The organism is Streptomyces sp. AM 4-1-1, assembly GCF_029167625.1.
Classification (GTDB): Bacteria; Actinomycetota; Actinomycetes; order Streptomycetales; family Streptomycetaceae; genus Streptomyces.
Window position 1 is genome coordinate 2,468,072 of the sequence record NZ_CP119145.1, and the last position, 14,270, is coordinate 2,482,341.

Annotated in this window: 9 protein-coding genes and 3 rRNA genes; 6 read left to right on the top strand and 6 right to left on the bottom strand. The window is 65.1% G+C overall.

The annotated features are described in order from the left end of the window. Nucleotide 1 precedes the first annotated feature (1 nt). Nucleotides 2-691, bottom strand: coding sequence for a two-component system response regulator MtrA (gene mtrA / locus PZB75_RS10365; RefSeq protein WP_275535013.1), 690 nt, complete (start codon nucleotides 689-691; stop codon nucleotides 2-4). Nucleotides 692-695: 4 nt separating this feature from the next. After that, entirely contained in the window at nucleotides 696-1,841 is a 1,146-nt protein-coding gene (mtnA, locus tag PZB75_RS10370; RefSeq protein ID WP_275535014.1) for an S-methyl-5-thioribose-1-phosphate isomerase, read from the bottom strand. A 140-nt stretch (nucleotides 1,842-1,981) separates the two neighbouring features. Here mtnA and PZB75_RS10375 point away from each other — a divergent pair, with 140 nt between their 5' ends. The 5 genes from PZB75_RS10375 to PZB75_RS10395 are packed head-to-tail and all read left to right on the top strand — an operon-like array spanning nucleotide 1,982 to nucleotide 7,381. Continuing rightward, complete coding sequence (locus tag PZB75_RS10375) at nucleotides 1,982-3,187, top strand: glycerophosphoryl diester phosphodiesterase membrane domain-containing protein (RefSeq protein WP_275535015.1); 1,206 nt, start codon at nucleotides 1,982-1,984, stop codon at nucleotides 3,185-3,187. Between the two features lie 40 nt (nucleotides 3,188-3,227). Beyond that, nucleotides 3,228-3,881, top strand: a complete 654-nt coding sequence (locus PZB75_RS10380) for a DUF4129 domain-containing protein (protein WP_275535016.1) — start codon at nucleotides 3,228-3,230, stop codon at nucleotides 3,879-3,881. Then, the gene (locus PZB75_RS10385) at nucleotides 3,878-5,053 is read left to right on the top strand and encodes a DUF4350 domain-containing protein (RefSeq protein WP_275535017.1); all 1,176 of its coding nucleotides are present in this window, start codon (nucleotides 3,878-3,880) and stop codon (nucleotides 5,051-5,053) included. Before PZB75_RS10380 ends, PZB75_RS10385 begins: the two co-directional genes overlap by 4 nt. Then, on the top strand, nucleotides 5,050-6,060 hold the full coding sequence (locus PZB75_RS10390; protein ID WP_275535018.1) for a MoxR family ATPase: 1,011 nt from the start codon (nucleotides 5,050-5,052) through the stop codon (nucleotides 6,058-6,060). The genes PZB75_RS10385 and PZB75_RS10390 overlap by 4 nt, the downstream gene beginning before the upstream one ends. 10 nt (nucleotides 6,061-6,070) lie before the next feature. Continuing rightward, complete coding sequence (locus PZB75_RS10395) at nucleotides 6,071-7,381, top strand: DUF58 domain-containing protein (protein ID WP_275535019.1); 1,311 nt, start codon at nucleotides 6,071-6,073, stop codon at nucleotides 7,379-7,381. A gap of 128 nt (nucleotides 7,382-7,509) precedes the next feature. Here PZB75_RS10395 and rrf read toward each other — a convergent pair. From rrf to PZB75_RS10410, 3 genes are all read right to left on the bottom strand, one after another. Further along, nucleotides 7,510-7,626, bottom strand: a 5S ribosomal RNA gene (gene rrf / locus PZB75_RS10400). Nucleotides 7,627-7,706: 80 nt separating this feature from the next. Continuing rightward, nucleotides 7,707-10,832: ribosomal RNA gene (locus PZB75_RS10405) — 23S ribosomal RNA — on the bottom strand. A 306-nt stretch (nucleotides 10,833-11,138) separates the two neighbouring features. Further along, nucleotides 11,139-12,666, bottom strand: a 16S ribosomal RNA gene (locus tag PZB75_RS10410). Together the 16S, 23S and 5S rRNA genes form the textbook arrangement of a ribosomal RNA operon. A gap of 113 nt (nucleotides 12,667-12,779) precedes the next feature. Here PZB75_RS10410 and PZB75_RS10415 point away from each other — a divergent pair. Then, nucleotides 12,780-13,139: a hypothetical protein gene (locus PZB75_RS10415; RefSeq protein ID WP_275535020.1), complete on the top strand. Its 360-nt coding sequence runs from the start codon at nucleotides 12,780-12,782 to the stop codon at nucleotides 13,137-13,139. 121 nt (nucleotides 13,140-13,260) lie between these two features. Here PZB75_RS10415 and PZB75_RS10420 read toward each other — a convergent pair whose 3' ends face one another. Then, entirely contained in the window at nucleotides 13,261-14,268 is a 1,008-nt protein-coding gene (locus PZB75_RS10420) for a stage II sporulation protein M (RefSeq protein ID WP_275535021.1), read from the bottom strand. Nucleotides 14,269-14,270: the final 2 nt, after the last annotated feature.

Here is a 14,270-nt window from a genome sequence, read left to right on the forward strand (position 1 = left end):
GTCAGCTCGGTCCGGCCTTGTAACCGACACCACGGACGGTCACCACGATCTCCGGCCGCTCCGGGTCCTTCTCGACCTTGGAACGCAACCGCTGGACGTGCACGTTCACCAGCCGGGTGTCGGCGGCATGGCGATAACCCCACACCTGTTCGAGCAACACCTCACGGGTGAAGACCTGCCACGGCTTACGGGCGAGCGCGACCAGCAGGTCGAACTCCAGCGGGGTCAGCGCGATCGACTGCCCCTCCCGCTTCACGGAGTGACCGGCCACGTCGATGACCAGGTCACCGATGGTGAGCTGTTCCGGCGCGGGCTCTTCGGACCTCCGCAGACGTGCCCTGATCCGGGCGACCAACTCCTTCGGTTTGAACGGCTTGACGATGTAGTCGTCGGCCCCGGATTCCAGGCCCACCACCACGTCGACGGTGTCGCTCTTGGCAGTGAGCATGACGATCGGCACACCGGACTCGGCCCTGATCAGCCTGCAGACCTCGATGCCGTCCCGTCCGGGCAGCATGAGGTCGAGCAGCACCAGGTCCGGCTTGGCCTCACGAAATGCCGCGAGTGCCCTGTCACCGTCCGCTACGAACGACGGCTCGAAACCTTCACCACGCAGCACAATTCCGAGCATCTCGGAGAGTGCGGAGTCGTCATCGACGACAAGGACGCGTCCCTTCATAATCGACATCATCCCATTAGCTAATCGTTACCTGGCATGACCTGGCACACAGCTCTGCTAGTCCGACCCCTGTGACCGGGGAAATCGTGCCCTCCTCCGTGACGATCGCCGTCACCAGTTCCGGCGGCGTGACATCGAAAGCGGGGTTGTACGCCTGGGCCCCCGAAGGCGCCACGGACATCCCGCCCCCGTCCGCGCCCACCACCCCGACCTGCGGGAATGTGAACTCCGTCACCTCCCGCCCGGATCTCCGCTCCACCACGATCGACGCACCGTCCGGAGTCGCGAGGTCCACGGTCGTGACCGGCGCGACCACGATGAACGGCACATGGTGGTACTTCGCGAGCACGGCGAGCGGGTAGCTCCCCACCTTGTTCGCCACCGATCCGTCCGCTGCGATCCGGTCGGCACCGATGAGTACGGCGTCCACCTCCCCCGCGGCGAACAACGAACCCGCTGCGTTGTCCGTGAGCAAGTTGTACGCCATCCCGCTCCGCTCCGCCTCATAGGCGGTCAGCCGGGCCCCTTGCAGCAGCGGCCGGGTCTCGTCCACCCACAGCCGCCGCAGCCGTCCCGCCCGATGTGCGGCGAGCGCCACCGCGAAGGCCGTCCCGTCACCGCCCGAGACCAGCGAACCGGTGTTGCAGTGGGTCAGCAGCCGATGGCTGTCCCCGGGCAGCAGTTCGTCCAGGAGAGCGAGTCCCCGCCCCGCCATGAGCCGGCTGGCCTCGGCGTCCTCCCGGTGGAGCGCCCGCGCCTCGGCGAGCGCGGCCTCCGCCGCCGCCTCCGGTCCCGCCCCCTTCCCGACCGCCGTCTCATACGCCCGCGCCGCCCGCCGCACCCCGTACCCCAGGTTCACGGCCGTGGGCCGCGACCGCTCCAGCACCCCGGCCGCCTCGGCCACGTCATGCCCCCGCGCGGCGGCGAGCGCGACCCCGTAGGCCCCTGCGATCCCGAGCAACGGAGCCCCCCGCACGGCCAGCGCCCTGATGGCCCCGACCAGCGCGGGCACATCGGCGCACACCAGCTCGGCCTCCTCGGCGGGCAGCCGCCGCTGATCGAGAAGGACCAGCACAGGTCCTCCGGGAGACTCGTCCCAACGGATCGTGGGAGGCGCGGAGGGCCCGACGCCCACGGATGTTTGTCTGTCCTGATCAGCCATCCGCCCAGTCTGCCCGGTGAGCCACCACCCGTTGAGGGCACGGAACAGACAGGGAGCCCGGCCCGCATATGACCATCGCGTGGCACGATGGCTGCCAACCTGTCGCCCCGATGAGCGGACAGGACCGTTAAGGAGCGAGAATGAACGACACTCCGGGCTGGGTCCCGCCCGGATCCGCCCCTTCCGGCGACCGGGAGACGGGCGTCCCCCGTCCCTCCGAACCCGTCGACGGAGCCGGCCCCGCAGGTCAGTGGTCCACCTCGCAGCCCCCTCCGGGACAGTGGTCCCCACCGGGCATGCCCTCCGCCGGCCCCGGTGTGCCCCCGCCCTCCCCCGGCTGGGGCGGCGGACGACCGCCGGGCCCGGGCTGGAACCGCCCACCGGCCGCGAAACCAGGTGTCATCCCACTCCGTCCGCTGGGCGTCGGCGAAATCCTCGACGGCGCGGTCTCCGCCATGCGCGCCCACTGGCGCACGGTCCTCGGCATCTCCCTCACCATCTCGGTGATCGCCCAGACCGCGATCACCCTTCTGGAGCGCTACGTGCTCCCGAAGCCCAGATCGATCGATCCGAAGGCCACCGGATCGGAAGCGATCCGGCAGGTCGCCGAATCGACGTCGAGCTCCCTGACCAGCAGCGCCCTTTCCACGGTCATCGTGCTGATCGCCACGCTCCTCACAAGCGCACTCCTCACCGTGGTGGTCAGCCGCGCGACCCTCGGACGCCCCGTATCGCTCTCCGACGCCTGGTCCGAGGCACGGCCCCGCCTTCTGCGCCTACTGGGCCTGTCCCTGCTGCTGGGCGTCATGGCAGCCGCCATCATGCTGACCGCGATGCTGCCCGGCCTGTTGCTCGGCTCCGTCGCGGGAGCCGTCCTCCTCGGACTCGGCGGGCTCGGCGGCCTCCTCGTCACGGTCTGGCTGCTGATCCGCTACTGCCTGGCCTCTCCGGCGCTGATACTGGAGAAACAGTCCATCGCCGAGGCGATGCGCCGCTCCGCGAAGCTGGTCCGCGGCGCCTGGTGGCGGACGTTCGGCATCCTGGCGCTCACCTACGTCCTGACACTCATGGTGGCCCTGATCGTCAGCATCCCGTTCGGCATCATCGCCGTGGCGTCGGACGGCGGCGGCATCGGTTCCGTCCTCGAAGGCGACCCGCAGGACTTCGGCTGGCCGTTCCTGATCATCGCAGGCATCGGTGACGTGATCGTCTCGACGATCACCTACCCCCTCACCGCCGGCGTGATGGTCCTCCTCTACATCGACCAGCGCATCCGCCGGGAAGCTCTCGACATCGACCTCGCCCGAGCCGCGGGGCTCCCCGGCTACGACACCCTCAGGAGCTGATGCGGTAACGGGGGCGGGGGACGTGACAACAGGACGGCTGATGAACCTCACGGGCGACGACGTACCGATCGTCATTCCGCGCGTCCCCGCCCGCGAGGCCGCCGAACGCGAACTGTCCGATCCCGGGTACCACCAGAACGACCCCAATCTCCTCGAACGCGGCATCGACCGGCTCTGGGACTGGATCGGCGGTCTCCTCGACGCCGCCTCCGGCAGCGCCCCGGGCGGCCCGCTGGGCCTGGCCGTCCTCACACTGCTCCTCATCGGCCTGGCCGCCGCCCTCTGGTGGCGGCTCGGCACGCCGCAGCGAACCAGCCGCACAGACTCCGCCCTGTTCGACTCCCACCTCCGCAGCGCCGCCGAGCACCGGGCCGTCGCCGAGGCGCACGCCGCCGCCCACCGCTGGAACGAAGCCGTCCAGGAATGTGTACGCGGCATCGTCCGCTCCCTGGAGGAACGCGCCCTCCTCGAAGACGGCCCCGGCCGCACGGCCGACGAGGCCGCCGCCGAAGCCGGCCGTGCCCTGCCCGACCACGCCACCCGACTGCGCACCGCCGCCAAGGAATTCGACGACATCACATACGGCGGGCGCACAGCGGACCGGCAGTCGTATCTGACCCTGCGCACCCTCGACACCGACCTCGGGAACGCGAAGCCGCGGCTGACGGCCGCGACCGGAGGAACAGCCGAATGACCGCGGTCACCACCACATCGACTGCCGCCGGCCCCGGTCACATCTGGTCCCGGACCCGCGGTCCGCTGCTCGCCCTGCTCGTTCTGCTCTGCACCGGGATCGGACTGGCCGCCATCCACTCCGACGACCACCACGGCCGCCTCGACCCACGCTCCGCCGACCCGCAGGGCAGCCGGGCCGTCGCCCAACTCCTCCAGGAACGAGGGGTGTCCGTCCGTGTGACGACCACACTCGACGAGACCGTCGCGGCGGCCGCCCCCGACGCCACCCTGCTCATCACCACACCCGACCTGCTGACCGGGACGGGGCAACGGACACTCCGCTCCACGGCCTCCACCACCGGCCGCACCGTCCTCCTCGCCCCGGAACAGTCCGTACCCGCACTGGCCCCCGGCGTTCACACCCACACCGCCCGCCCGGTGACCGCACACGCACCGCGGTGCGCCCTGCCCGCCGCCCGCAACGCCGAGGACGCCGAGACGGGAGGCGTCCGCTACACGGCGGACAACTCCGACGCCACCGCCTGCTACCCCAGTGCCGGACTGCCGACCCTCCTTCTCCTCCCTGAACACGACGGAGGCGAGACGGTACTCATCGGCTCCCCCGACCTCCTGTACAACAACCGCCTCGGCCACCAGGGCAACGCCTCGCTGGCCCTTCAACTTCTCGGCTCCCGCCCTCATCTGGTCTGGTACCTCCCCTCGCTCGCTGATTCCTCCGTCACCGACGGCGACGCCGACCGCACCTTCATCGAACTGATCCCGTCCGGCTGGCTGTGGGGCGCTATGCAACTCGCCGTGGCCGCGGCACTCGCCGCCCTCTGGCGAGCCCGCCGACTCGGCCCATTGGTGACCGAGGAACTGCCCGTCGTCATCCGGGCCTCCGAATCCACCGAAGGCCGCGCCCGCCTCTACCGCAAGGCGAACGCACGCGACCGCGCGGCCGCCGAACTCCGCTCCGCCACCCGCACGCGCATCGCCCCCTTCGTAGGCGTCTCACCGTCCGATGCCCACACCCCTGCCGTGCTGCTCCCCGCCGTCTCCGTGCGCCCGCGCCGGGGCGACGGCGACCTTCACGCCCTGCTCTTCGGACCGGCACCGGCCAACGACGCCGCTCTGGTCCTGCTGGCAGACCAACTCGACACCCTCGAAAGAGAGGTACGTACCTCATGAGCGCCCCGACCCCGGAGCCCGCCGCGACCACCGAGCCCGACGCGACCGCCGGGAGTGCCGACCGGGCCCGCGCCTCTCTGGAAGCTCTGCGCTCGGAGATCGCCAAGGCCGTGGTCGGCCAGGACCCGGCCGTGACCGGGCTCGTCGTCGCACTGCTGTGCCGAGGCCATGTCCTTCTGGAAGGAGTACCCGGCGTCGCCAAGACCCTCCTCGTCCGCGCGCTCGCCGCCTCTCTGGAACTGGACACCAAGCGCGTCCAGTTCACGCCTGACCTGATGCCGAGCGATGTCACGGGCTCTCTCGTCTACGACGCCCGCACCGCGGAGTTCTCCTTCCAGCCCGGCCCTGTCTTCACCAACCTCCTTCTGGCCGACGAGATCAACCGCACCCCTCCCAAGACCCAGTCCTCACTGCTGGAGGCGATGGAAGAACGCCAGGTCACCGTCGACGGCACGCCCCGACCGCTGCCCGACCCCTTCCTGGTCGCGGCGACCCAGAACCCTGTCGAGTACGAGGGCACCTATCCCCTCCCCGAAGCCCAACTCGACCGCTTTCTCCTCAAGTTGACGGTGCCCCTGCCGTCGCGCGACGACGAGATCAGCGTCCTGACCCGTCACGCGGAGGGCTTCAACCCTCAGGACCTCAAGGCGGCGGGCATAGCCCCCGTCGCGGGTCCCGCCGACCTGCAAGCCGCCCGCGACGCCGTCGCCCGGACCACGGTCTCCCCCGCGATCGCCGGTTATGTCGTCGATATCTGCCGTGCCACGCGTGATTCCCCCTCGCTCTCCCTCGGTGTCTCTCCCCGAGGTGCCACCGCTCTGCTCTCCACCGCCCGCGCCTGGGCCTGGCTCACCGGCCGCGACTACGTCACTCCTGATGACGTAAAGGCCCTGGCGCTTCCCACACTCCGTCATCGCATCCACCTGCGGCCCGAGGCGGAGATGGAGGGAGTCACCCCCGACTCCGTCATCACGGCTGTCCTCGCCCACGTCCCCGTACCCCGATGAGGCGGTGACCGTGGCCCTCACCGGACGTACCGCTCTGCTCGCCGCCCTGGGCTCACTCCCCGTGGGCATCCTCGCCCCGAGTTGGACGGGCCTGCTCGCAGTCAACGCACCGCTCTCTTTGGCAATTCTGTGCGACTACTGCCGCGCAGCACCAGTACGAATGCTCCAATTCACCCGATCCGGTGACACAACAGTTCGACTCGGCGAGAGCGCGGCCGTGCAACTCACCGTCACCAATCCCTCGCGTCGCCGTCTGCGGGCCCAACTGCGCGACGCCTGGCCGCCCAGCAGTTGGCTGCCCGGCGCCGAACTCCGGGCTTCCCGGCACGCGTTGACGGTCCCTGCGGGCGAGCGCCGCCGACTCGACACCCTTCTGCGCCCTATCCGTCGTGGCGAACACCGCGCCGACCGCGTCACCGTCCGTTCGTTCGGCCCCTGGGGGTTGGCCGCTCGGCAGGGCAGCCACGACGTTCCATGGACGGTGCGGGTTCTTCCGCCGTTCACGAGCCGCAAGCACCTTCCGTCCCGGCTCGCGAGGCTTCGCGAACTCGACGGCCGCACCAGCGTTCTCGTCCGTGGTGAGGGAACCGAATTCGACAGCCTGCGCGCGTACGTGGCCGGTGACGACACGCGATCCATCGACTGGCGGGCCACAGCGCGTCAAACTTCCGTCGCGGTTCGCACCTGGCGTCCTGAACGGGACCGTCATGTCCTGCTGGTCCTCGACACCGGCCGCACGTCGGCCGGTCGTGTCGGTGATGCGCCCCGCCTGGACGCGGCGATGGACGCGGCTCTGCTCCTGACGGCTCTGGCCACCCGTGCAGGCGACCGTGTGGACCTCCTGGCCTACGACCGTCGCGTCCGCGCCCAGGTGCGGGGTCGAGCAGCGGGCGATGTCCTGCCGGCCACGGTCACCGCTCTCACACCGCTGGAGCCGAGTCTGGTCGAGACGGATGCTCGCGGCCTCAGCACGGCCGCCCTGACGGCGGCGCGTAGGCGCTCTCTGATCGTGCTGTTCACCGGCCTGGACGCCGCGCCCATCGAGGAAGGGCTGCTTCCCGTGCTCTCAGGGCTCACCCAGCGGCACACGGTGGTCCTCGCGGCGGTCGCCGACCCGCGGGTCGAGCGGATGGCAGCTGCCCGGGGCACAGTGGACGCGGTGTACGGGGCTGCGGCGGCGGCTCGGTCGCGGGCCGAGCGACACACCACGGCCGACCGACTCCGCCGTCAGGGCGTCGTCGTCGTCGATGCCACCCCGGACGCCCTCGCGCCGAACCTAGCCGACACGTATCTGGCCCTCAAGGCAGCAGGACGCCTGTGACCGACCATGCCCGTCCCCGGTCATCAGGCCGGGGACGGGCATGGTCGTCGCACCCTGAAAGTCGAAAGTTCCTGAGAACGCAGAAAAGCCCCGTGCCACAAGGGCACGGGGCTTTCCCGTCACAAATAGTTCGGCGGCGACCTACTCTCCCACAGGGTCCCCCCTGCAGTACCATCGGCGCTGAAAGGCTTAGCTTCCGGGTTCGGAATGTAACCGGGCGTTTCCCTAACGCAATGACCACCGAAACACTATGAAAATGTGAACCAACCGGACAACAACACAGCCGTTCATTATTTCAGAACCAACACAGTGGACGCGAGCAACTGAGGACAAGCCCTCGGCCTATTAGTACCAGTCAGCTCCACCCGTTACCAGGCTTCCACATCTGGCCTATCAACCCAGTCGTCTACTGGGAGCCTTAACCCCTCAAGGAGGTGGGAATACTCATCTCGAAGCAGGCTTCCCGCTTAGATGCTTTCAGCGGTTATCCTTTCCGAACGTAGCCAACCAGCCATGCCCTTGGCAGGACAACTGGCACACCAGAGGTTCGTCCGTCCCGGTCCTCTCGTACTAGGGACAGCCCTTCTCAATATTCCTACGCGCACAGCGGATAGGGACCGAACTGTCTCACGACGTTCTAAACCCAGCTCGCGTACCGCTTTAATGGGCGAACAGCCCAACCCTTGGGACCGACTCCAGCCCCAGGATGCGACGAGCCGACATCGAGGTGCCAAACCATCCCGTCGATATGGACTCTTGGGGAAGATCAGCCTGTTATCCCCGGGGTACCTTTTATCCGTTGAGCGACGGCGCTTCCACAAGCCACCGCCGGATCACTAGTCCCGACTTTCGTCCCTGCTCGACCCGTCGGTCTCACAGTCAAGCTCCCTTGTGCACTTACACTCAACACCTGATTACCAACCAGGCTGAGGGAACCTTTGGGCGCCTCCGTTACTCTTTAGGAGGCAACCGCCCCAGTTAAACTACCCATCAGACACTGTCCCTGATCCGGATCACGGACCCAGGTTAGACATCCAGCACGACCAGAGTGGTATTTCAACGACGACTCCGCAACCACTGGCGTGGCCACATCACAGTCTCCCACCTATCCTACACAAGCCGAACCGAACACCAATATCAAACTATAGTAAAGGTCCCGGGGTCTTTCCGTCCTGCTGCGCGAAACGAGCATCTTTACTCGTAGTGCAATTTCACCGGGCCTATGGTTGAGACAGTCGAGAAGTCGTTACGCCATTCGTGCAGGTCGGAACTTACCCGACAAGGAATTTCGCTACCTTAGGATGGTTATAGTTACCACCGCCGTTTACTGGCGCTTAAGTTCTCAGCTTCGCACACCCGAAAGCGCACTAACCGGTCCCCTTAACGTTCCAGCACCGGGCAGGCGTCAGTCCGTATACATCGCCTTACGGCTTCGCACGGACCTGTGTTTTTAGTAAACAGTCGCTTCTCGCTGGTCTCTGCGGCCACCCCCAGCTCATGGAGCAAAGCCCAATCACCAGAAATGGCCCCCCTTCTCCCGAAGTTACGGGGGCATTTTGCCGAGTTCCTTAACCATAGTTCACCCGAACGCCTCGGTATTCTCTACCTGACTACCTGAGTCGGTTTAGGGTACGGGCCGCCATGAAACTCGCTAGAGGCTTTTCTCGACAGCATAGGATCATCCACTTCACCACAATCGGCTCGGCATCAGGTCTCACCCTCCATGTTGCACGGATTTACCTGCACAACGGGCTACACCCTTACCCCGGGACAACCACCGCCCGGGCTGGACTACCTTCCTGCGTCACCCCATCGCTTACCTAATACAAGTCTGGATCGTCGGCTCCACCACTACCCTCAGCTCCGAAGAGATCAGGCCGGCTTCACGGACTTAGCATCGCCTGATTCAGTACTGGGCGTTTCAAAGCGGGTACCGGAATATCAACCGGTTGTCCATCGACTACGCCTGTCGGCCTCGCCTTAGGTCCCGACTTACCCTGGGCAGATCAGCTTGACCCAGGAACCCTTAGTCAATCGGCGCACACGTTTCTCACGTGTGTATCGCTACTCATGCCTGCATTCTCACTCGTGAACCGTCCACAACTCGCTTCCGCGGCTGCTTCACCCGGCACACGACGCTCCCCTACCCATCCCAGCCCCCGTTAGGAGTACATGCTGAAATGACACGACTTCGGCGGTACGCTTGAGCCCCGCTACATTGTCGGCGCGGAATCACTTGACCAGTGAGCTATTACGCACTCTTTCAAGGATGGCTGCTTCTAAGCCAACCTCCTGGTTGTCTCTGCGACTCCACATCCTTTCCCACTTAGCGTACGCTTAGGGGCCTTAGTCGATGCTCTGGGCTGTTTCCCTCTCGACCATGGAGCTTATCCCCCACAGTCTCACTGCCGCGCTCTCACTTACCGGCATTCGGAGTTTGGCTAAGGTCAGTAACCCGGTAGGGCCCATCGCCTATCCAGTGCTCTACCTCCGGCAAGAAACACACGACGCTGCACCTAAATGCATTTCGGGGAGAACCAGCTATCACGGAGTTTGATTGGCCTTTCACCCCTAACCACAGGTCATCCCCCAGGTTTTCAACCCTGGTGGGTTCGGTCCTCCACGAAGTCTTACCTCCGCTTCAACCTGCCCATGGCTAGATCACTCCGCTTCGGGTCTTGAGCGCGCTACTAAAACGCCCTATTAGGACTCGCTTTCGCTACGGCTTCCCCACACGGGTTAACCTCGCAACACACCGCAAACTCGCAGGCTCATTCTTCAAAAGGCACGCAGTCACGACGCACCGAGCAAGCTCGATGCGCGACGCTCCCACGGCTTGTAGGCACACGGTTTCAGGTACTATTTCACTCCGCTCCCGCGGTACTTTTCACCATTCCCTCACGGTACTATCCGCTATCGGTCACCAGGGAATATTTAGGCTTAGCGGGTGGTCCCGCCAGATTCACACGGGATTTCTCGGGCCCCGTGCTACTTGGGAAATCCTCAAGCAAGCCGTTGATGTTTCAGCTACGGGGGTCTTACCCTCTACGCCGGACCTTTCGCATGTCCTTCGCCTACACCAACGGTTTCTGACTTGCCGACCAATCGGCAGATTGATCAAGAGAACTCCCACAACCCCGCATGCGCAACCCCTGCCGGGTATCACACACATACGGTTTGGCCTCATCCAGTTTCGCTCGCCACTACTCCCGGAATCACGGTTGTTTTCTCTTCCTGAGGGTACTGAGATGTTTCACTTCCCCTCGTTCCCTCCACACTGCCTATGTGTTCAGCAGCGGGTGACAGCCCATGACGACTGCCGGGTTTCCCCATTCGGACACCCCCGGATCAAAGCTTGGTTGACAGCTCCCCGGGGCCTATCGTGGCCTCCCACGTCCTTCATCGGTTCCTGGTGCCAAGGCATCCACCGTGCGCCCTTAAAAACTTGGCCACAGATGCTCGCGTCCACTGTGCAGTTCTCAAACAACGACCAGCCACCCATCACCCCACCCCGAAAAGGTGAGTGCACTGGGGCCGGCAACCGAAGGCGACCATACGGCCATACCCTCAGACACCCAACAGCGTGCCCGGACCAGTCAAACCTTTTTCATGTTCCACGCCGAAGCAGTACTAATGAACAAGACCCAACCAGACCGAATAGTCAACGTTCCACCCATGAGCCACCAGCACCGAACACTCGCCGGTGTACTGGCCTCTGACCAGACCCCCGGAGGAACCTGGCAAGAATGCTCCTTAGAAAGGAGGTGATCCAGCCGCACCTTCCGGTACGGCTACCTTGTTACGACTTCGTCCCAATCGCCAGTCCCACCTTCGACAGCTCCCTCCCCACAAGGGGGTTGGGCCACCGGCTTCGGGTGTTACCGACTTTCGTGACGTGACGGGCGGTGTGTACAAGGCCCGGGAACGTATTCACCGCAGCAATGCTGATCTGCGATTACTAGCAACTCCGACTTCATGGGGTCGAGTTGCAGACCCCAATCCGAACTGAGACCGGCTTTTTGAGATTCGCTCCGCCTCACGACATCGCAGCTCATTGTACCGGCCATTGTAGCACGTGTGCAGCCCAAGACATAAGGGGCATGATGACTTGACGTCGTCCCCACCTTCCTCCGAGTTGACCCCGGCGGTCTCCTGTGAGTCCCCATCACCCCGAAGGGCATGCTGGCAACACAGGACAAGGGTTGCGCTCGTTGCGGGACTTAACCCAACATCTCACGACACGAGCTGACGACAGCCATGCACCACCTGTACACCGACCACAAGGGGGACACCATCTCTGATGCTTTCCGGTGTATGTCAAGCCTTGGTAAGGTTCTTCGCGTTGCGTCGAATTAAGCCACATGCTCCGCTGCTTGTGCGGGCCCCCGTCAATTCCTTTGAGTTTTAGCCTTGCGGCCGTACTCCCCAGGCGGGGAACTTAATGCGTTAGCTGCGGCACCGACGACGTGGAATGTCGCCAACACCTAGTTCCCAACGTTTACGGCGTGGACTACCAGGGTATCTAATCCTGTTCGCTCCCCACGCTTTCGCTCCTCAGCGTCAGTAATGGCCCAGAGATCCGCCTTCGCCACCGGTGTTCCTCCTGATATCTGCGCATTTCACCGCTACACCAGGAATTCCGATCTCCCCTACCACACTCTAGCCTGCCCGTATCGACTGCAGACCCGGGGTTAAGCCCCGGGCTTTCACAACCGACGTGACAAGCCGCCTACGAGCTCTTTACGCCCAATAATTCCGGACAACGCTTGCGCCCTACGTATTACCGCGGCTGCTGGCACGTAGTTAGCCGGCGCTTCTTCTGCAGGTACCGTCACTTGCGCTTCTTCCCTGCTGAAAGAGGTTTACAACCCGAAGGCCGTCATCCCTCACGCGGCGTCGCTGCATCAGGCTTTCGCCCATTGTGCAATATTCCCCACTGCTGCCTCCCGTAGGAGTCTGGGCCGTGTCTCAGTCCCAGTGTGGCCGGTCGCCCTCTCAGGCCGGCTACCCGTCGTCGCCTTGGTAGGCCATCACCCCACCAACAAGCTGATAGGCCGCGGGCTCATCCTGCACCGCCGGAGCTTTCAACCCCATCCCATGCGGGACAGAGTATTATCCGGTATTAGACCCCGTTTCCAGGGCTTGTCCCAGAGTGCAGGGCAGATTGCCCACGTGTTACTCACCCGTTCGCCACTAATCCACCCCGAAAGGCTTCATCGTTCGACTTGCATGTGTTAAGCACGCCGCCAGCGTTCGTCCTGAGCCAGGATCAAACTCTCCGTGAATGTTTTCCCGTAATCGGGACACACATCACGAGAGCGGAACAACCGGTCGGAATAAGACCGGTCATCCACAGCGTCCTCGCTGTGTCATTGCCTGCCCCCAGCCACAAGGACCGGTGAACAGGACTTTCAAAGGAACCACCAACCTGCCGAAACAGGCCGGGGTATCAACATATCTGGCGTTGACTTTTGGCACGCTGTTGAGTTCTCAAGGAACGGACGCTTCCTTCGTACTCACCCTCTCGGGTTTTCCTCCGGGCGCTTCCCTTCTGTGTTTCCAACCTTACCAGACTCTTTTTCGTTCCGTTTCCGGTCCGAATTTGATTCCGGTGGCCTTTGGAGTGGCCTTTTGCCTTTCGGCTGACCCCGACTTTATCAGAAGCATTTCGGCCGAGCTAATCGGCTTCGTGATCCGGATGAGGGAATCGAATGGCTCCGCAGAAAATTCATTTCCGCAGGAGCGAGACAGAGATTAACCGTTGAGCCCGAACCTGTCCAGTTCGAGGCAACCGTTCGAATCTACCTCCCCACGCGAACCGTGTCAACGGTTTTTGCGGGCGAGGAGGAGACTAGCAGCTCGGTGGAGACGTACGCACATCAGGCTGCCGTGCGCAGTTCGGCGCTGCGTTCGGCCTCGTCCAGGTCGCCGTGCTCGCCGGCCCGAGCGGCGCGGCCGCCCAGGACGTAGACGTAGACGAGAAAGGCAGCTTCCACCGCGACGCCGATGGCTATGCGGGCCCAGGTGGGGAGACCCGACGGCGTGACAAAGCCTTCGATCAGACCGGAGACGAAGAGGACCAGGGCCAGGCCGATGGCCATGCCCACGGCTGCCCGGCCTTGTCGGGCGAGGGCCGAGCGGCGGGTGCGGGGGCCCGGGTCGATGACCGTCCAGCCGAGGCGGAGGCCGGTGCCCGCCGCGACGAAGACCGCCGTCAGTTCCAGTAGACCGTGCGGCAGCACCAGGCCGAGGAAGGTGTCGAGGCGGCCGGCGGAGGACATCAGGCCGATGCCGACGGCGAGGTTGAGGACGTTCACGAACAGGATGCAGATCACCGGGACACAGAGAAACGCCCCCAGGACCAGGCACATGGCGGCCGCCTGCGCGTTGTTCGTCCACACCTGGGCGGCGAACGAGGCCGCGGGGTGGCTGGAGTAGTACGTCTCGTACTCCCCTCCCGGACGGGTCAGTCGGCGGAGGTCGTCCGGGGCGGCGATGGCCGACTGGACCTCCGGGTGGGTGCCGATCCACCAGCCGATGAGCGCGGAGAGGAGTACAGACAGGACGGCCGTGGGGACCCACCAGTGGCGGGAGCGGTAGACCGCCGCGGGAAAGCCCGCTGTCAGAAACCGGACGGGGTCGCGCCAGGAGGCCCGCCGGGTGCCGGTCACGGTGGAGCGGGCGCGCGCCACGAGCTGGGTGAGCCGTCCCACGAGCGCGGGATCCGGCGCACTGGAACGGAGCCGGGAGAGATGGGTCGCCGTGCGCTGGTACAGGGTGACGAGTTCGTCGGCCTCGGCGCCCGTGAGGCGGCGGCCCCGGCGCAGAAGCTGGTCGAGGCGGTCCCACTCGGGGTGGTGGGCGGTCACGAAGACGTCGAGGTCCATGG

Bases quoted from the DNA above. Each gene is read 5' to 3' on its own strand.
- mtrA (WP_275535013.1), bottom strand. From the start codon at position 691: ATGATGTCGATTATGAAGGGACGCGTCCTTGTCGTCGATGACGACTCC.
- PZB75_RS10380 (WP_275535016.1), top strand. From the start codon at position 3,228: ATGAACCTCACGGGCGACGACGTACCGATCGTCATTCCGCGCGTCCCC.
- PZB75_RS10390 (WP_275535018.1), top strand. From the start codon at position 5,050: ATGAGCGCCCCGACCCCGGAGCCCGCCGCGACCACCGAGCCCGACGCG.
- PZB75_RS10420 (WP_275535021.1), bottom strand. From the start codon at position 14,268: ATGGACCTCGACGTCTTCGTGACCGCCCACCACCCCGAGTGGGACCGC.
- PZB75_RS10385 (WP_275535017.1), top strand. From the start codon at position 3,878: ATGACCGCGGTCACCACCACATCGACTGCCGCCGGCCCCGGTCACATC.
- PZB75_RS10375 (WP_275535015.1), top strand. From the start codon at position 1,982: ATGAACGACACTCCGGGCTGGGTCCCGCCCGGATCCGCCCCTTCCGGC.
- mtnA (WP_275535014.1), bottom strand. From the start codon at position 1,841: ATGGCTGATCAGGACAGACAAACATCCGTGGGCGTCGGGCCCTCCGCG.